Origin of the sequence: Oceanibaculum indicum P24 (assembly GCF_000299935.1) — a bacterium.
Taxonomy (GTDB): Bacteria; Pseudomonadota; Alphaproteobacteria; order Oceanibaculales; family Oceanibaculaceae; genus Oceanibaculum; species Oceanibaculum indicum.
Genome location: NZ_AMRL01000014.1, coordinates 88,442 through 105,047, shown reverse-complemented (window position 1 = coordinate 105,047; position 16,606 = coordinate 88,442). Strand labels below are relative to the sequence as shown.

18 protein-coding genes are annotated in these 16,606 nt (G+C 67.4%); 5 read left to right on the top strand and 13 right to left on the bottom strand.

What is annotated here, in order from left to right; translation table 11 throughout:
- From P24_RS12010 to P24_RS12000, 3 genes are all read right to left on the bottom strand, one after another.
- On the bottom strand, positions 1-184 hold a 184-nt coding region (locus tag P24_RS12010), incomplete at its 3' end, for a hypothetical protein (RefSeq protein ID WP_008944997.1).
- Positions 185-279: 95 nt separating this feature from the next.
- Positions 280-1,191: a hypothetical protein gene (locus P24_RS12005; RefSeq protein WP_008944996.1), complete on the bottom strand. Its 912-nt coding sequence runs from the start codon at positions 1,189-1,191 to the stop codon at positions 280-282.
- A gap of 80 nt (positions 1,192-1,271) precedes the next feature.
- Positions 1,272-2,582: a DUF4055 domain-containing protein gene (locus P24_RS12000; protein WP_008944995.1), complete on the bottom strand. Its 1,311-nt coding sequence runs from the start codon at positions 2,580-2,582 to the stop codon at positions 1,272-1,274.
- On the opposite strand from P24_RS12000, the gene P24_RS11995 reads away from it, so the two are divergent.
- Complete coding sequence (locus P24_RS11995) at positions 2,581-2,976, top strand: GIY-YIG nuclease family protein (RefSeq protein ID WP_237740195.1); 396 nt, start codon at positions 2,581-2,583, stop codon at positions 2,974-2,976. The genes P24_RS12000 and P24_RS11995 overlap by 2 nt on opposite strands.
- Positions 2,977-3,059: 83 nt before the next feature.
- Here P24_RS11995 and P24_RS11990 read toward each other — a convergent pair whose 3' ends face one another.
- The 5 genes from P24_RS11990 to P24_RS11970 form a co-directional block, all read right to left on the bottom strand.
- The gene (locus tag P24_RS11990; RefSeq protein WP_237740194.1) at positions 3,060-4,340 is read right to left on the bottom strand and encodes a DNA-packaging protein; all 1,281 of its coding nucleotides are present in this window, start codon (positions 4,338-4,340) and stop codon (positions 3,060-3,062) included.
- Positions 4,270-4,782, bottom strand: coding sequence for a hypothetical protein (locus P24_RS20505; protein WP_237740193.1), 513 nt, complete (start codon positions 4,780-4,782; stop codon positions 4,270-4,272). Before P24_RS20505 ends, P24_RS11990 begins: the two co-directional genes overlap by 71 nt.
- 375 nt (positions 4,783-5,157) lie before the next feature.
- Complete coding sequence (locus P24_RS11980; RefSeq protein ID WP_008944992.1) at positions 5,158-6,063, bottom strand: GNAT family N-acetyltransferase; 906 nt, start codon at positions 6,061-6,063, stop codon at positions 5,158-5,160.
- Positions 6,064-6,234: 171 nt separating this feature from the next.
- On the bottom strand, positions 6,235-6,633 hold the full coding sequence (locus P24_RS11975) for a DUF6362 family protein (protein WP_008944991.1): 399 nt from the start codon (positions 6,631-6,633) through the stop codon (positions 6,235-6,237).
- Positions 6,634-6,643: 10 nt separating this feature from the next.
- Positions 6,644-7,132: a hypothetical protein gene (locus P24_RS11970; RefSeq protein ID WP_008944990.1), complete on the bottom strand. Its 489-nt coding sequence runs from the start codon at positions 7,130-7,132 to the stop codon at positions 6,644-6,646.
- 120 nt (positions 7,133-7,252) lie between these two features.
- On the opposite strand from P24_RS11970, the gene P24_RS11965 reads away from it, so the two are divergent.
- On the top strand, positions 7,253-7,951 hold the full coding sequence (locus P24_RS11965) for a S24 family peptidase (protein ID WP_008944989.1): 699 nt from the start codon (positions 7,253-7,255) through the stop codon (positions 7,949-7,951).
- A gap of 286 nt (positions 7,952-8,237) precedes the next feature.
- Here the strand turns inward: P24_RS11965 and P24_RS11960 are convergent, their stop codons facing one another.
- Entirely contained in the window at positions 8,238-8,588 is a 351-nt protein-coding gene (locus P24_RS11960; protein WP_192813244.1) for an endonuclease domain-containing protein, read from the bottom strand.
- A 195-nt stretch (positions 8,589-8,783) separates the two neighbouring features.
- On the opposite strand from P24_RS11960, the gene P24_RS11955 reads away from it, so the two are divergent.
- The 3 genes from P24_RS11955 (at position 8,784) to P24_RS11945 (ending at position 13,245) form a co-directional block, all read left to right on the top strand.
- The gene (locus tag P24_RS11955) at positions 8,784-10,868 is read left to right on the top strand and encodes a hydantoinase/oxoprolinase family protein (RefSeq protein WP_051013132.1); all 2,085 of its coding nucleotides are present in this window, start codon (positions 8,784-8,786) and stop codon (positions 10,866-10,868) included.
- Positions 10,865-11,233: a hypothetical protein gene (locus P24_RS11950; protein ID WP_008944986.1), complete on the top strand. Its 369-nt coding sequence runs from the start codon at positions 10,865-10,867 to the stop codon at positions 11,231-11,233. The genes P24_RS11955 and P24_RS11950 overlap by 4 nt, the downstream gene beginning before the upstream one ends.
- 242 nt (positions 11,234-11,475) lie before the next feature.
- The gene (locus P24_RS11945; RefSeq protein WP_008944985.1) at positions 11,476-13,245 is read left to right on the top strand and encodes a hydantoinase B/oxoprolinase family protein; all 1,770 of its coding nucleotides are present in this window, start codon (positions 11,476-11,478) and stop codon (positions 13,243-13,245) included.
- Positions 13,246-13,420: 175 nt separating this feature from the next.
- Here the strand turns inward: P24_RS11945 and P24_RS11940 are convergent, their stop codons facing one another.
- The 4 genes from P24_RS11940 to P24_RS11925 all read right to left on the bottom strand — a co-directional run bounded on the left by P24_RS11940 (position 13,421) and on the right by P24_RS11925 (position 16,467).
- Positions 13,421-14,152, bottom strand: a complete 732-nt coding sequence (locus P24_RS11940; RefSeq protein ID WP_008944984.1) for an RNA methyltransferase — start codon at positions 14,150-14,152, stop codon at positions 13,421-13,423.
- Between the two features lie 14 nt (positions 14,153-14,166).
- The gene (cimA, locus tag P24_RS11935) at positions 14,167-15,765 is read right to left on the bottom strand and encodes a citramalate synthase (RefSeq protein ID WP_008944983.1); all 1,599 of its coding nucleotides are present in this window, start codon (positions 15,763-15,765) and stop codon (positions 14,167-14,169) included.
- Between the two features lie 115 nt (positions 15,766-15,880).
- Complete coding sequence (locus tag P24_RS11930) at positions 15,881-16,216, bottom strand: type II toxin-antitoxin system HicB family antitoxin (protein WP_008944982.1); 336 nt, start codon at positions 16,214-16,216, stop codon at positions 15,881-15,883.
- Positions 16,213-16,467, bottom strand: a complete 255-nt coding sequence (locus tag P24_RS11925) for a type II toxin-antitoxin system HicA family toxin (protein ID WP_008944981.1) — start codon at positions 16,465-16,467, stop codon at positions 16,213-16,215. The genes P24_RS11930 and P24_RS11925 overlap by 4 nt, the downstream gene beginning before the upstream one ends.
- Positions 16,468-16,606: the final 139 nt, after the last annotated feature.

The window sequence follows — 16,606 nt, the reverse complement described above, 5'->3', positions numbered from 1 at the left end:
GGCCGGCGGCGGCCAGCGCCAGCGCTTCGGCCACGGCGTCCGGCTTCAGCCCGGCGGCGTGTGCTGCGGCGCGGAAGGCGGTCTCCAGCGCCAGCGTGGCGATGCGGCTTTCCGCTTCCACGAGGGCGGCGCGGGTCTCGGCCAGCGCGGTCTGCAGCGCCTCGACATCGTCGGTTTCGGTCATGCGGTTCTCCTGAAAGCGGGCAAGAAAAAGCCCGCCGGAGAACCGGCGGGCGAGGGGGCAGACGAACAGGAACAGGTCAGCGGGATCGGGGTCAGCTATTGCTGGATGCCGACGTTGGGCACGAAGTTCCGTCTGGAGGCCGGTGCACCGGGGGCGGGCGGTTTGCTGTCTTCGGCCTTGGCTTTCTCCTCCTGGCCTTCACCCTGCCCGGCAGGCGTTTCGGTTTCAGCAGGCGTTTCGGTTTCAGCCTCGGTCCGGGTCAGTGCGGTGCGCAGGCGGTCGGCGAGATCCTTGTCCACCAGTTCGATGGTTCGCAGCATGTCGCCCCAGCGGTCGCTGCTGCGTTCGCTGGCCTGGGTGCCGGCCTTAATCGCATTGGCGACCGCATTCTCGATCACCGTCGGCAGGCAGAGCGAGACATAGGCCTGCACCGTGCGCAGCGCATCGACACGGTTATCGTAGGTGCCGATCTGCTGCATGAATTCGTCCTGCTGTTCCTCCACCAGATTGCGCACCGTGCTGGGCTCGATCTGGTACAGGATGCTGCCTCCGAGATTATCCAGCGAGGCGACGGCGAGGCCGAAGGCAACGGCGGTCAGCGCCACCTCCTTCGCGGCGGCCTGCGCGGCGGCCAGCGTGGCGGCGGTGGCGCCGCCCAGAATGGAAAGCTGGTTGCTGGTGGTGCGGATGGTGCGGTTGTATTTGAACAGCGCCTCCATGTAGTGCTCGCACCGCACATCGGCGAAATGGATGCCGGCATAGACTGTCCGCGTCCATTCCTCTTCGCTGGCGGTGCCGGCCTTCAGCTTCGCCGTGACGCTGTTGTCCTTGCCATAGGCGAGGGCCCCCAGCAGCTCGATGGCCTTGTCCTGCCGGTCGATGAAGCCTGTCAGCGTCTCATTGTCGATCTCGACACCCGGGCCGGAGATGGCGAGGCCTGCCCTTTCCATCATGCTTTGGCAGCCGGTCAGCAGAAAGGCCGCGAGCAGCAGCGCACCAATTCTCATTTTATCCCCCACCGCATATTCGTTATTGCGAATATAGTAGCAGTGGTATGGGTATTAGAAAATGCTTTTGAGGGTTGCGCCTATGCGGTTTCGGCGGCGATCAGCGATTCTTCCTCGGCGAAGTCGCGGCCGGGTGGCAGCACCTCGCCTGCGCGCAGATTGTCATAGAGCGTGTGCCGGCTGATCGCGCCCCTCTGCCAGCTCTCGACCAGCGCCAGAATCTCGGGAGCGGCCAGCCGTGCCTCGACGAAATCGCGGTTCAGCCGGATGGTCACGGACTCCGGGTCCAGCCCCTGCCACCAGGCGAGACGGCGCAGCGCCTGGGTCAGGCCGCGCCCGACCGTCTCGGCCAGGATCGACAGGGAGGACGCCTCCGCCTCGCCGCGCAGCCGTACCGCTTCTGCCGTCTCGGCGGCGCGCTTCGGCGCCTCCAGCAGACGCGCGCCCAGTTGCACCATGCGCGCCTCCTTGTCCAGCATCGCCTGGCGCAGCGCCTCCAGTCCGGCGCCGGTGAATTCCAGCATGCCGACGCTGCAGCCCTCCGGCAGGTGCCAGATCGTGCCGCTGCCGATGGATGTGGGGCGCTCGCGCGCCTCCAGCCGTCCGGCGATCCAGGGGGTGGGTTGGCCGGTGAGGAACAGCGACTGCTCGTAATCGGCTGAATTGCGGTAATGCGCGAGGTTCATGCCGGCGAGGTCGGCCAGCGGCGGCTTCTCGACAGCAGGCGACAGGCTGCGCGCGCCCACAAAGGTAAAGGGGATGGCATCGAGCGGTTGGCCGGCGCGGGTCGGGCGGTGTTCTTGCGCGATCTCGTAGGCGCCCGCCTGCCGCGATTTGCGCCGCCACAGCCGCACGCGGTATTGGCCGGTGGCGTCCAGCAGCAGCTCGCGGCAGCGCTCCATATCCTCGCGCAGCACCAGCCGCGTCAGGCGCTGGCGGCCGGCCAGCGGCGCACTTTCCCAGTTCAGGATCGCTTCCGCCGGATAGAGCGCCAGATAGGGATCGCCCTCGGCCTCCGCAGGACGGTCGGCCAGCAGCCCGGCGCGGCCGGCCAGCAGCGCCTCGCGCGTGACCGATTGCGCCAGCCCCTCGAACGGGCCGCCATCGGCGGCGATGCTGTCGAGCTGCCGCGCCAGCGTGTCCGGCGCCTCGACCACCGGCGGGTGCCGGAAGATGGCGCCGGCCAGCCCGTTCAGCGTGCGCTCGGTCGCGCCATACCAGACGGCGCGGGCGAGATAGGCGCGGTAGGCGCGCTCGCTCTGCCCGCCGGGGCGCGGCAGATATTCCAGCCGCCTGGCCTTCACCGCGTCCTCGCCGGCGGCGCAGTCGCGCATCCGCGCCCACAGCGGCGCGGCGGCCAGATGCTCGGGATGCGGATCGGTGATCGGCATGGGCGTCCTTTCGGGAGTAGTCGATGGTTGCCGCGAGGCTTGCGGCCATGCACCGCCCCTGGATGCCCGGGTCAAGCCCGGGCATGACAAAGAAAGAAGTTCGGATGATGCTGGCGGGACGATGGCTTATTACGTCTACATCCTCGCCAGCGGTCGTAACGGCACGCTCTATGTCGGCGTGACCGGCAATCTTCCGCGACGAATTTATGAGCATCGCGAAGAACTGGTGCCGGGCTTCACGAAACAGTATGGCGTGAAGCGGTTGGTCTATGCCGAGGCGCACGAAGATGTCCGCATCGCCTTGCAGCGCGAGAAGAATTTGAAGCACTGGTCACGTGCCTGGAAGCTTGCCCTGATAGAGGCGGGCAATCCCAGCTGGCGTGATCTGTTTTGACATCATCGCCTCGTAACCACTTCTCTTGTCACCCCCGGGCTTGACCCGGGGGGCCAGGGGCGGTGCCCTGCCTCTGATAGTGCCTAATAAAACCCTTCCAGTTCCGCGGAGCCGGCGAGGCCGGGGCGGAGCATGAGGTCGGAGAGCGCCCAGACCAGCGCGTCGAGCCGGTCCGGCGAGCCTTCACCCTGATACCCCTCGCGGGAGAAGGCGGCCATCTGCGCCTCCAGCAGCGAGAGGCCGGGCAGGTGCCGCACCCGGCCCTGCTCGTACAAGGCTGCCACCGGTTCGGCGCGGATGCGCTTGCCGTGGCTGGCGGTTACCAGCGTGACCGGCACGCCGGGATCGACGGTGGCGATGACATGGCCGACCATGGCGCCGCCGAAATTGCGCTCGGCGATCAGCCGGTCGGCGCGGAATTCGCGGTAGGCCGTGACGGCCGCGCGGCCCCAGTCGGCGGGGCTCATCCGGCCCGACCGGTCGGCCAGCACATGGGCGGTGCCCTCGTCGTCGCGTCCGGCGACGATAATGCCGGTCTCGTCGGAGGAGTCGCCCTTGCCTGAACTGCCGGACGGATCGACCGCGACGACGATGCGCACCAGTTCCGGTGCCGTGTCTTCCTGCGCGGCTTCCAGCAGGGAGGCCGGCCACAGCGCGCCCGGCACATCCTCCAGCAGCACGCCGTCAATCTCCTGCCTTCCCAGCCGCGTGCCGTCATAGCGGCGCAGCACCTCGGCCAGGAAGCCGGGCGCGAGGTTGGCTTCATTGTCGCGGGTGCTGCCACGCGTCACCACGGTCGCCGGGTCGGCCAGGATCGGCTTCAGCCAGGGGCGCGGGCGCGGCGTGGTGGTGGCCACGCAGCGCGGATCGGCCCCCAGCCGCAGCGCGAACATCAGATTGTCCCAGGCCGCCGGATGCCGCCATTTCGCCAGCTCGTCGGCCCAGGCGGCATCGAATTGCGGGCCGCGCAGCTGTTCCGGATCATCGGCGCTGAAGGCGGTGGCGACGGCGCCGTTCGGCCAGCTGAGCCGGCGCAGCGAGGGCTGCCAGAGCGGCCGGTTCCAGGGCGGGGAGATCGCCAGCAGCCCGCTCTCGCCCTCCACCATCACCTGCCTGGCATCGGCCAGCGTCTCGCCGACCAGCGCGACACGCTTTGCCCGGCCGGATTCGATGCGGGCGCGCACCCATTCCGCCCCGGCGCGGGTCTTGCCGAAGCCGCGCCCGGCGAGGATCAGCCAGATCCGCCAGCGCCCGGCCGGCGGCAGCTGCGCCGCGCGCGCCCAGAAGCGCCAGTCATGCAGCAGGCGGACCGCCTCCTCCGCGCTCAGCCCCGTCAGGATCGTCCTGCGGGTCTCGGCCGGCAGCGAGGCAATCGAGGCGGCGTTCCAGCGCGGCGCGGGCGGCCTGCTCGGCATCGTCGGAATCTCCCTCGGCGGTGGTCGGGGTTTCGGTGGCGCGGTCCCCAGGGCGTTCACGGAATCTTTCGGGCCGGTGCGCGCGCAGAAGGAACATCAGCAGCGCGTCGGAATAGCGCTTCACCGTGCCGGCGACCTGGCCCTGGTGGAAATGCGGGTGCTCCACCCCCTCGACGGCGCGGCGGCGCGCTTCGGCCTCCAGCGCATCCACGGCGGCATCCAGCGCCTCCTGCCAGAGGCGGCGGAAATCGGCATCGGCGCCGCGCCACTGATAGGCGGTGCGGCGGTCGAGCCGGGCCAGCCGGCAGGCCGCCGAAACATTGCCGGTATCGGCCAGATGGCCGAGAAAGCGCCGCATCCGGCGCCGCGCGGTCGGGCTCGGTTCAGGCATGGGGCTCTCGCGGGAGTGGGGGTGAAAGAAAGTGAGTGCACCCTAAGGTGCCATCTCTCCAGCCGTCATTCCCGGGCTTGTCCCGGGAATCCAGGGTTCAGCTTACTCGGGCGGGTATCCAGTAAGCGGAAGCCTGGACCCCCGCAACTAGTGCGGGGGTGACGGTTACAGAGAGGGTTGTACAAACGCAAAAACGCCCGCCGGGCCGGTGGGGCTGGGCGGGCGCTTCAACTCTCAGCGTGTCACGATTTATGCCGGATTTTCGAAAATCCTGAAACCCGTCCGTACTTACTTCGTGAAAAAAAAACGGGGCTTGCGCAAAAAAAATCGCCGCCCCCTGGGATCGGTTCTGGCGGGACCGGCGGCGCAATGATTCTAATCGGCGAACAGGACCAGCGAATAATCGCCGACCTTCTTGAAGCCCAGCGAGACATAGGCGCGCAGGGCCGGCCAGTTGGAGCGGCCGGTGAACAGCACGGCGCGGCGCACGCCCTTCTCATGCGCGGCCTGCAGCGCGCCGGCCACGCAATAACGCGCAAAGCCGTTGGAGCGCAGCAGCGGCGGGGTCCACACGCCACCGATCTGCACCATGTCGTCGGTCACCGCATTGAAGGCAGCATAGGCGACCGGCTTGTCCTCGCGCAGCAGCACCCAATTATGGCCATCGGCGCAGTAGCGCTGGATTTCCTCCTTCGCCTGGCGGCGCAGCGCCGGCGTATCCTCGGCACCCAGCTGGTCGATGGCATAGGCGACGCGCCATTCGATCAGCAGGTTAAGCTCGCTTTCCAGCGGCTGGCGGCAGGTCACCACGCCGCGCTTCAGCGGGTCCGGCACCTGCAACTCGTCGAGATCGACGGCATAGAGCTCCTCGGCGCTGTCGAGGCGCGTCTTGCGCTCCTCCATGCCCAGCGCCGCACGGGCGGCCAGCACCTGCGCGCGCGGCCCGGCGAAGCCGCGCACCGGTTTTCCGCCGGCATCCACGGCGGCCTGCGCCAGCCGGGCGGAATCCAGCTCGGGATCGTTGGAAGGCACCTGCAGGACGACGAGGCCGCTCCAGTACTGCGCCACCACGCCGCGAATCTCGCCGGCCTCGTTCCGTGCCACGGCATAGGCGCCCTGGAAGGGCTGGTCGCCATTCACCAGGCCGGAGCGCGCGAGGTTGGAGCGCAGGAACATCGAGGAGTCGCCATGCCGCGCCAGGAATTTATCAATGGCCGCCGCCGCGGCGGCCGACGCATCCGTCTTTTCCGAAGCTGCGTAGGTGTCGATCTCTATGACCATAGGGTTCGTCCGTTGGCTGCTTGCGTTTTGTCCTGGGGACAATTCGAGGCCGCAATAATTGGCAATCTAAGCCCGCGAGGGCCAGCATGGACACGCGCTTCCTTGCAGGAGGCAGGTATTCCACCAGCGCAACGCCGCCGATTTATCCTTAGGGAGTATCGGGTTATTACGTTAATGCATCGCCGCTGGCAAGCCCGCCAGCCGCTGCGCAATGTCGCCCAGCAGCCGGTCATGCAGCTTTTTCAGCGTCACATGGCTGCGCCCGTCGATATCCTCCAGCCGCCGCCAGGGCACGCCCAGCGCCCGCGCCCAGAGCAGCCGGCGCCCGTCATTCTCGACCCAGAAGAGCCAGCCCAGCGTCTCATCCATCCGGCTGATCGCCTCGGGCGAGGGTGCTGCGGGGCGGGTTTGCGCCGCCTCGTAGCCATAGGCGGTGGCGGCGGATTGCACCACATCCGGCCAGGCGGTGAGCTTCGCCCTGATCCGGGCCGAGGGCAGCCGGCGCAGCGTGTCGGCGGCCTCCACCAGCCGGGCCTTCACCAGATCGGGCGTGTAGGGTGTGTTGGTCATGGGGGGGCTCCTACCGGCAGGCGCGCTCGATCAGCGGGGCGACGCCGGGATAGCGGATCAGCGCTTCCCCGGTTGCCGCACGCACCAGATTGGCGGCGGCAACGATCCGGCGCAGGTCGGCGGGCCGCCCATCGAGCAGGAAGGCGCCCCGGCGCAGGATGGCGGTGCGCCCGTCCAGCGTGCGGAAGGCCAGCTTCAGCGGCTCCGGCACCTCGGTGGCTTCATCCTCCGGCTCGGCGCGGGCGGCGATGTCCCGGCGCAGCGCCTGCAGCTTCACCCGGTGATTGTGGCGCAGCCGGCGCACCTGCGCTTCGGTGAGGCCATAGTCGGCGGCGAGATCGGCGTCGCTCTCGCCCTCGGCGGCCTCGGCCAGCAGCCGGTCGCGCGTGGCGGGGGCGAGCAGGGCCTTGCCTTTGCCGCTCCCCCCGGAGCGCCGCACGACCACGGTGACGCGGTGCGCTTGACCGGGCGGGTGGATCGTATAGGCTTTCATATTCATGATTTGTTCTCTTTACGGGTGTAAAGCGTCTGTCGGTTCGACTGTTGGAGTCAGGCTAAGCCGAGTCGCCGATCCGATTCAAGAGGTGGTTTCTTACTTGATAGGAAAAATCCGTCTGATATGCTGGCCGGCATGAAGCTCGACCCGGTGCGCCGAACCCTTATCCAGCTGATCGCGCTGCGCGATCCGCCGACCGACCTGAAGAAGGCATCGCTGGCGATTGGCCGCAACCACGCCTATCTGCAGCAATTCATCCAGCGCGGCACGCCGCGCCGCCTGCCGGAGGAGGTGCGCCACGCGCTGGCTGCCTATCTAGGGGTTGCCGAATCCGCGCTGCGCGACCCGGAGGAGGGGGAGGCGGAGACTTCGCAGATGCCCGCCTTCGATCTTTCCCGCTTTGAGCTGCCGGGCGTGGCGGCAATCCCGGAGGTGAATGTCCGCGCCGCCGCCGGGGCCGGCGCGCTGGTCGAGGCGGAGGAGGATGGCGCGCGCTGGCACTTCCCGCTGGCCTGGCTACGCCACGAGCTGAAGGCACGGCCCGCCGATCTGCGCATCGTCACCATCGACGGCGATTCGATGGAGCCGGTGCTGATGAGCGGCGACAAGGTGCTGATCGATCTGTCGCGCATTGTGCCCTCGCCGCCCGGCATCTTCGTGCTGCATGACGGCATGGGCCTGCTGGCCAAGCAACTGGAGCGGCTGCCGAATACCGAGAGGCTGTCGATCCGCTCCGCCAATCCGCGCTACGATTCCTACGAGCGCCCGGCCGAGGAAGTCACCATCATCGGCCGCGTCGTCTGGTTCGCAAGGCGGCTGTAGGGGCGAAGAGATATTTCAAATAATTCCCTCGCCCCAGAAGGGGAGATGCCAGGGGAGTTCTCTTAATCATCCCTCGCCCCGGAAGGGGAGAGGGATGCGAAGGCTTAGGGCGTAGCCCTTAGCCGGAGCTGGGTGAGGGGAGATCGGCGATGTTCGTGCAAGTCCCCCTCACCCAGCTTCGCCTAGCCTCGGCTTTGGCTCGCCAAGGCTGCGCAACCCTCTCCCCCCTTTGGCCAACGATAGCTGATGACGATGGGTCGTCATCAGCGGGGGGCGAGGGACTTCTTTATTTGTTTCTGCCAACTTCAAGAAGCGCCCGGATACGGAGCATTACTCCATCCGGATTTTCCAGAACCTCATTGTTCCAGAAGCGGATGATCCTGTAGCCCTGCTGGCTTAGATAGGCGGTACGCTGGTCGTCACGTGCCTGTTGCAGCGCATGCTGACCACCATCCAGTTCGATGATCAGCATTTCGGCGATGGCGACGAAATCTACCGTATAGGGGCCGACCGGATGCTGGCGCCGGAACTTGACCCCGCACAGCTGGCCATTGCGTAGCCGCTTCCACAAGGCTGTCTCTGCCTCGGTTTGCTTTACGCGAAACCGACGTGCGTTACGGGTGGGCATGATTGTCATCGTATAAAACCTTCCATCGCCCCGGAAGGTGAGATCGCAATCCCTCTTGACGATTTCATATGTACACGAACAAACTTTCGTCTCGCCGTGTTGCGGCGAAAGGATGTAGCGTTTCGCCGCCGGCTCTCGTCTCCGGCGCGATCTGGACAGGAAGCCCGCATGCCCGATTCCACGCCCCAGTCTGGGCCTCATTCCGTGCCCGCCAGGCCTAACGCCGCTGCGCTCAAGGGCGCACTCGTCGGCATCGATGTCGGCGGCACCTTCACCGACCTGATCCTGATCGACCCGGAGAAGGGGCTGCGCATCGCCAAGGTACCAACCACGGTGCACAACCAGGCTTTCGGCGTGATGGCGGCGCTGGAGAAGGCCGGGGCGGACCTCGCCAGCCTCGCCTCCATCGTGCATGGCACGACGACGACGACCAACGCGCTGCTGGAACGCAAGATCGCCAAATGCGGGCTGATCACCACCAGGGGCTTCCGCGACGTGCTGGAGCTGGGCCGCCGCACACGGCCGAAGCCCTATGGCCTGATCGGCAGCTTCGAGCCGCTGATCGCCCGCGAGAATCGCCTGGAAGTGGCGGAGCGCATCGATGCGCAGGGGCGCGAGCTGACCCCGCTGGACGAGGAAGGCGTGCGCGCCGCGGCCAGGGCGCTGCTCGACCGCGGCGTGGAGGCGGTGGTGGTGCATTTCCTGCACGCCTATGCCAACCCGGCGCATGAGCGGCGCGCGGCGGAGATATTGCGCGAGATCTGGCCCAACCCCTACATCACCGTCGGCAGCGATATCCTGTCCGAGTTCCGCGAGTATGAGCGTGGCACCACCGCCTCGGTGAACGCCGCCATCCAGCCGGTGCTGGACCGCTATATCCGCCGGCTGACCGACGAGCTGGCGGCGCAGGGCTATGGCCGCGACCTGCTGGTCATGCAGGGCAATGGCGGCACCGTCTCGGCCCGCATCGTGGCGGAGGCGGCGGTGAACACGGTGATGTCCGGCCCGGCCTCTGGCGTCATGGCGGCGGCCTATACGGCGCGCGCCTCCGGCCATCCCAACCTCATCACCTACGATATGGGCGGCACCAGCTCCGATGTCGGGCTGATCCTCGACGGCGTGCCGGCGGTCAGCGCCGAGCTGGAGCTGGAATATGCCATCCCGATCCATGTGCCGATGGTCGATGTCCATACCATTGGCGCCGGCGGCGGCTCGCTGGCCCGCATCGACGAGGCCGGCCTGCTGCAGGTCGGGCCGGAGAGTGCCGGCGCCAATCCGGGGCCGATCTGCTATGGCCGCGGCGGCACCCGCCCGACCATCACCGACGCCAATCTGGCGCTGGGCCGGCTGAACCCCAAGGGGCTGCTGGCGGTCGACTCACCGGTCTCCGTTGACGATGTGAAGAACGCGATTGCCCGCGATGTCGGCGCGCCGCTGGGGCTCGAAACCGACGCGGCAGCGGCCGCCATCCTCGCCATCGGCAATATGAAGATGGCGAATGCCATCCGCATGGTCTCGCTGGCGCGCGGCCACGATCCGCGTGACTTCGCGCTGTTCGCCTTCGGCGGCGCCGGTCCGCTGCACGCGGTGGCGCTGGCGCGCGAGCTGGCGATCCCGACCGTGCTGATCCCGGCACGGCCCGGCATCACCAACGCGCTGGGCTGCGTCGTTGCCGATCTGCGCCATGATTATGTGAACACGGTGAACACGCCGCTGGAAGCCGTGGACATGGATCAGGTGAAGGCGATCCTGCAGGAGCAGGTGGCGGCGGGCCGCGAAATCATCGCCCGCGAAGGTACGGAGGTCGAGGAGATCACCGTGCTGCACGATGCCGACATGCAGTTCCAGGGGCAGACCCATATCCTGACCATTCAGGTACCCGGCCCCGATGTCAGCCGCGACTATCTCGCTGAGGCCTTCGCGAAGGCCTACTGGGAGCGGTTCGAGGTCGAGCTGCCGGAAATCCGCCCGGTGCTGGTGAACCTGCACACCGCCGTTATCGGCCGCCGCCCGGCGGTCTCGCTGACCGCGCTGGTGGAGCCGGAACGGCAGGAAGCGACCGTTCAGGCTGCTATCGAGGACCGGCGCTCGGTCTGGTTCGAGGCGGGCGGCTGGCAGGACACGCCGGTCTATCGCCGCGCCGCCCTGCCGCTGGGCGGGGAATTTGCCGGCCCGGCCATCGTCGAGCAGCTGGACACCACCATCGTCATCGAGCCGGGCTGCACAGTCCGGGTGGACGATCTCGGCAATCTGCTGGTGAAGGTTCCGCCCACAGGCTTCGGGGCATGAGGAGTTTAAGCCCGGTCAGCTGGGCAGCGATCGCCTTCATCCTGCTGGCCTGCGGGGCGCTGGCGGCGACGCTGATCTCGCCGCCGCCGGACCCGGCGGACCATCCGCTGGCGCCGCGCTTTACAGAACTGCACCTGTCCTTCGAGGCGGCGAAGCTGTGCGGCGGGCTGGAGATGAGCCCCTCGGTGGCGAACAAGGTCGGGGCGGCCATCGATGCCGAGATCGGCGGTGGAATGGGCACCGCCACCCGGTTGGTGCTGATCTCCGACGCGCGCGCCACGCTGGCTGCGGCTGGCTGTGATTCGGCGCTGGCCCGCGACGCGCTGGCGCAGTTCGACGCCGAGTTGAAACCGGCGCTGGAGTAGGGTGGATGTTGAATAATTTTGACGACTCACGGTGCCCCTTTTCTCATCGTCATTCCCGGCCTTGTGCCGGGAATCCAGGGTTCAGCCTGCTCGGCGGATATCCAGCAAGCCGAAGCCTGGACCCCCGCAATAAATGCGGGGGTGACGGATGGAGGTAGAGGGCAGGTGACGCGCAGGCTTAGGGCGTAGCCCTTAGCCGGAGCTGGGTGAGGGGGGAACGGGATGGCACAGGAGCAACAGGCATGAGCACGCAGATGGCGACACCGACCGCAGCAACCGATGCCGGTGCCCTCGACCCGGTTACGCTGACCGTCATCCAGGCCGGGCTGCAGCAGGTCTGCAACGAGATGGACCTGGCGTTCCAGCGCGCCGCCTTCTCGCCGGTGATCTCGGAGACGCTGGACCGCTCCGACGGCATCTACCGGCGGGAGACGGGGGAGCTGATCGCCCAGGGCGATACCGGCCTGCCGGTGTTCGTCGGCACCATGCAGTTCTCCACCCAGGCCGTCATCCAGCGCGCCCGCAACCCGCAGCCGGGCGACGTCTATATCGTGAACGACCCCTATCTGGGCGGCACGCATCTGATGGATGTGAAGTTCGTGCGCCCCTTCTTCTACAAGGGGCAGCTCTGGGCCTGGCTGGCCAATACCGGACACTGGCCGGATTTCGGCGGCATGGTGCCGGGCGGCTTTTCCGCCAAGGCGACCGAGGTGGAGCAGGAAGGCCTGCGCCTGCCGCCCGTCAAGTTGTTCAAGCAGGGCGAGATCGATGAGGAAATCCTCTCCATCATCTTCTCCAACATCCGCATTGCCGACCAGCGCATCGGCGACGTGAAGGCGCAGGCCGCTGCCTTGGCGGTCGGCGACCGGCGGCTGAGCGCGCTGCTCGACCGCTATGGGGCGGATACGGTGGACGCCGCCATCGTCGAACTGAAATCCCGCGCCGAGCAGCAGATGCGTGCGAAGATCGCCACCATCCCGGACGGCACCTATGAAGGCACCGCCTATGTCGATAGCGACGGCGTGGTGGACGAGCCGCTGAAGATCGTGATGAAGGTCCGCAAGGAAGGCACCGACCTGCATTTCGACATGGCCGGTTCCTCCCCGCCCTGCCAGGGGCCGATGAACAGCGTGCTGGCGACCACCAAATCCTCGATCTATCTGGCGATGAAGCACATCTTCCCGGACGTGCCGATCAATGCCGGCACCTTCGCGCCGCTGCACATCGCCGACCCGGACGGCACCTTCCTCTATGCGAAATACCCGCGCCCCGTCTCCGGCTGCGCGGCGGAGGTCTCGCAGCGCATCGCCGAGGCCGTGTTCGACGCCATCGCGCAGGCGATCCCCGACCGGCTGTTCGGCGCGCCGGCCGGCACCAGCGGCAATTTCGCGCTGGGCGGCCATGATCCGGCGACCGGTAAGAATTACGTGCTCTACCTGATTTCCGGCGGCGGCTATGGCGGTTCGCTGGAGGTGGACGGGCTGTCGAACGGCTGCTCGACCATCGGCATTTCCAAGACCACGCCGCTGGAGGTGGTGGAGCAGCGTTACCCCATCCTGTTCGAGGAATATTCGCTGGCCGAGGGCTCCGGCGGGGCGGGGGCGCATCGCGGCGGCTTCGGCGTGAACTACAAGGTCCGCATCGCGCGCGGGCAGGCGCGGGCCAGCTTCGTCATGGATCATGGCCGCACCGGCCCGAACGGCGCGCGCGGCGGCGAGGAGGGCGGCCGCAACGCCGTGCGCATCCGCTATGCCGATGGCCGCGTCTATGATCCGCCGCATCTCAGCAAGGACCAGGATATCCGCATCGCGGAAGGCGACAGCGTCGAGGTGACGACGCCGGGCGGTGGCGGCTATGGCGACCCGATGCAGCGCGATCCCGAAGACGTCGCCCATGACGTGCAGCGCGGCTATTACACCTCCGCCGAGGCGGAGCGCCGCTTTGCCGTGGCGCTGACCTCCGCCGGCGCGGTGGATGAGGCCGCCACGGCGCAATTGCGGGCGGGACGGTAGGTTTCACTTTCTTTCATCGTCATTCCCGGGCTTGTCCCGGGAATCCAGGGTTCAGCAAACTCGACCAACGATCCAGTAAGCGGAAGCCTGGACCCCCGCAACAAGTGCGGGGGTGACGGGTAGAGTGTATGGCCCGGTCTGGGCGTCTAGAAGGGCAGAAGGGCGCTGGAGCGTCCTACTCCGGCGTTCCCGCCTTGGTCAGCGCCTTCACGGCGCCATGCAGCGTGCGCAGCTCCTGCTCTGTGGGCGCGGCGCGCTGGAACAGGTTGCGCAGATTGCGCGTGACCGTGTGGCGCAGCTGCGGCTCCGTCATGAAGCCGCCGCGCTCCAGATGGGCGACCAGCCGGTCCATGAAATTCTCGAACTCCGCCTTGGGTGCCGGCACATCGGCGCCACCGGCCAGATAGCGGCCCGGCGTCTGATCGCCGGCCTGATACCATTCATAGGCCAGCAGCAAGACCGCCTGCGCCAGGTTCAGCGAGGTGAAGTCGGGGTTCAGCGGCACGGTCAGCACCGTGTCGGCGGCGGCGACCTCGTCATTCTCAAGACCCGCGCGTTCCGGTCCGAACAGCACGCCGCAGCGCCGGGTATCCGCGATCAGGTCGCGCAGCTCGGCGCCGGCTTGACGGGCGGTGACGATGGGCTTGGCCTGCGCCCGGCTGCGCGCCGTGGTGGCATAGACATGGTTCAGGTCGGCGATGGCATCGGCGACGGTGGCATAGAGCTTCGCCTCGTCGAGCACCCGGTCGGCGCCGGAGGCGGCGGCCCAGGCGGCCTCGTTCGGCCAGCCGTCGCGCGGGCGCACGAGGCGCATCTCGGTCAGCCCGCCATTCAGCATGGCGCGCGCGGCCATTCCGATATTCTCGCCCAGCTGCGGGCGCACCAGAATGACGATAGGTGTGCTCATGGCCGCTGGCTCTGTCACGCCGCCGGGCGGATGCCGTCGCGCATCAGCTTGTAGGTGATGCTGTCGGACAGCGCATCGACCGAGGCGTCGAGGATGTTTGGCGAGACGCCGACCGTGGTCCAGCGCGTGCCGTCCTCATCCTCGGATTCGATCATCACGCGGGTGATCGCGCGGGTGCCGTCATTCGGCGTCAGGATGCGGACCTTGTAGTCCACCAGCTGCAGCTTTTCGAGGCCGGGATAGGCCGTTACCAGCGCCTTGCGCAGCGCATTGTCGAAGGCGTTCACCGGGCCGTTGCCGAGCGCCACCTCGTGCCGCGTCTCGTTGCCGATCAGCACGGACACGGTCGCCTCCGCCTCGGTCACCAGCTTGCCGCGCGCGTTGAAGCGCCGTTCGTCCATCACCCGGAAGCGCTGCAGATCGAAGAAGTCCGGCACATGCTCCAGCGTGCGCCGGGCCAGCAGCTCGAAGCTGGCTTCCGCGCCGTCATAGGCATAGCCCTCGAACTCGCGTTCCTTCACGATCTCGACCAGCCGGTTCACCTTCGGGTCCTTGGGATCGACCTCGAAGCCGATCTCGCGGAAGCGCGCCAGGATGTTGGAGCGGCCGGCCTGATCCGACACCACGACATGGCGGGCATTGCCGACTAGGGACGGGTCGATATGCTCGTAGGAGCGCGGGTCCTTCTCGATGGCCGAGACATGCAGCCCGCCCTTGTGCGCGAAGGCCGATTCGCCGACATAGGGCTGCTGCCGGTTGGGCTGGCGGTTCAGCCGCTCGTCCAGCATGCGCGAGACCTCGCGCAGGTGCTTCAGCCCGTCCTCGCCAATGCCGACATCGAAGCCCATCTTCACCGTCAGGCTGGGGATCAGCGAGACCAGATTGGCGTTGCCGCAGCGCTCTCCCAGCCCATTCAGCGTGCCCTGCACCTGCCGCGCGCCGGCACGCACGGCGGCCAGGCTGTTGGCCACCGCATTCTCGGTGTCGTTATGGCAGTGGATGCCCAGCCGGTCGCCCGGCACATGCTTCGCCACCTCGGCGACGATGGCCTCGATCTCGTGCGGCAGGGTGCCACCATTGGTATCGCACAGCACGATCCAGCGCGCCCCGGCCTCATAGGCCGTCTTGGCGCAGGCCAGCGCGAACTCCGGGTTCGCCTTGTAGCCATCGAAGAAATGCTCGCAGTCGAACATGACTTCCTCGGTACGCTCCGCCGCCAGCTTCAGGCTGTCGGCGATCATCTCCAGATTTTCCTCCAGCGTGCAGCTCAGCGCCGTGGTGACGTGGAAGTCCCAGGTCTTGCCGACCAGGCAGACCGACTTGGCGCCGCTGTTCAGCACTGCCATCAGGCCGGGATCGTTGGCTGCCGAGCGGCCGGGCCGGCGGGTCATGCCGAAGGCGGACAGGCGCGCGCGGGAAAGCTTCGGCGGCGCGGCGAAGAAGGCGTCGTCGGTCGGGTTGGCGCCGGGCCAGCCGCCCTCGACATAATCGATGCCCAGACGGTCAAGCGCGCGGGCAATCGCAATCTTGTCCGGCACGGAGAAATCCACGCCTTGCGTCTGTCCGCCATCGCGGAGCGTGGAGTCGTAGAGATAGACCCGCTCCTTGGTCATGATCCGTCCAGTCTTATCCGGTAATAATGAGGGGCGCGAGCATGCCGGATGCCGCATCCCAGCGCAAGCAGATGCAGCGCAAGCGGCAGGATGGCGCAGGGGGAGGTGGAGCGGCTTATTTCCGCGCGGCTTCGGCCAGCACTTCCTCGGCCCACTGGTTCAGGCTCTTGCCGGCCAGCTCCGCCGCGCGGGCCGCCTGCTCATGCACCTCGGGGCTGGTGCGGAACATCATGCGCCCGGAATAGGGCTTCTGCGGCGACTTGCCGATCTTCGCACAGGTCTCGATGTAATCCTCCACGGCCTCGCGGAAGGCGGCGCGCAGCTCCTCGACTGTCTCGCCGTGGAAGCCAACGCCATCGCGGATGCCGAGGAGGCGCCCGGTGAAGATCGCGTCCTCGTCGTCATAGTCGATGCGGGCGGTATAGCCCTTGTAGCGCATGGCGTTGGTCATGGCCTGACCCCGATCCTCTCCAGAAAATCCCGCGCGGCGCGCACCTGATAGCGCTTTGCTTCCTTGGCGGGATGCGGGCGGTGGAAACTCTCCACCTCGCCATCCTTGTGGAAGCGCACGCGCGAGCCCGATCCCTCGATCAGGCTGGCACCCGCCGCCAGCAGCAAGCTCTCGATGTCGGTCCAGGCGATGGTGCCTGCCACCGGTTCCCGGAACACCGCCGCCAGGGTCTTCCGCTGCTTGCTGTTCATGCTAGCAATATATGCAAGCATGAGGGGCGGGGCAAGATGGCGACGGGAATTGGGCAGCGAGAATGGCCGGCGCATTGGCGGTTGCCATTGCTCTTTCCGTCACCCCCGGTCTTGTGCCGGGGGTCCAGGGTGCAGCCCG

Coding starts and splice junctions, on each gene's coding strand:
- P24_RS11975 (WP_008944991.1), bottom strand. CDS start 6,633: ATGACCAACACACCCTACACGCCCGATCTGGTGAAGGCCCGGCTGGTG.
- P24_RS11940 (WP_008944984.1), bottom strand. CDS start 14,152: ATGAGCACACCTATCGTCATTCTGGTGCGCCCGCAGCTGGGCGAGAAT.
- P24_RS11980 (WP_008944992.1), bottom strand. CDS start 6,063: ATGGTCATAGAGATCGACACCTACGCAGCTTCGGAAAAGACGGATGCG.
- P24_RS11995 (WP_237740195.1), top strand. CDS start 2,581: ATGGGCGTCCTTTCGGGAGTAGTCGATGGTTGCCGCGAGGCTTGCGGC.
- P24_RS11960 (WP_192813244.1), bottom strand. CDS start 8,588: ATGACAATCATGCCCACCCGTAACGCACGTCGGTTTCGCGTAAAGCAA.
- P24_RS20505 (WP_237740193.1), bottom strand. CDS start 4,782: ATGCCTGAACCGAGCCCGACCGCGCGGCGCCGGATGCGGCGCTTTCTC.
- P24_RS11965 (WP_008944989.1), top strand. CDS start 7,253: ATGCTGGCCGGCATGAAGCTCGACCCGGTGCGCCGAACCCTTATCCAG.
- P24_RS12005 (WP_008944996.1), bottom strand. CDS start 1,191: ATGAGAATTGGTGCGCTGCTGCTCGCGGCCTTTCTGCTGACCGGCTGC.
- P24_RS11970 (WP_008944990.1), bottom strand. CDS start 7,132: ATGAATATGAAAGCCTATACGATCCACCCGCCCGGTCAAGCGCACCGC.
- P24_RS11950 (WP_008944986.1), top strand. CDS start 10,865: ATGAGGAGTTTAAGCCCGGTCAGCTGGGCAGCGATCGCCTTCATCCTG.
- P24_RS11925 (WP_008944981.1), bottom strand. CDS start 16,467: ATGAACAGCAAGCAGCGGAAGACCCTGGCGGCGGTGTTCCGGGAACCG.
- P24_RS12000 (WP_008944995.1), bottom strand. CDS start 2,582: ATGCCGATCACCGATCCGCATCCCGAGCATCTGGCCGCCGCGCCGCTG.
- cimA (WP_008944983.1), bottom strand. CDS start 15,765: ATGACCAAGGAGCGGGTCTATCTCTACGACTCCACGCTCCGCGATGGC.
- P24_RS11930 (WP_008944982.1), bottom strand. CDS start 16,216: ATGACCAACGCCATGCGCTACAAGGGCTATACCGCCCGCATCGACTAT.
- P24_RS11945 (WP_008944985.1), top strand. CDS start 11,476: ATGAGCACGCAGATGGCGACACCGACCGCAGCAACCGATGCCGGTGCC.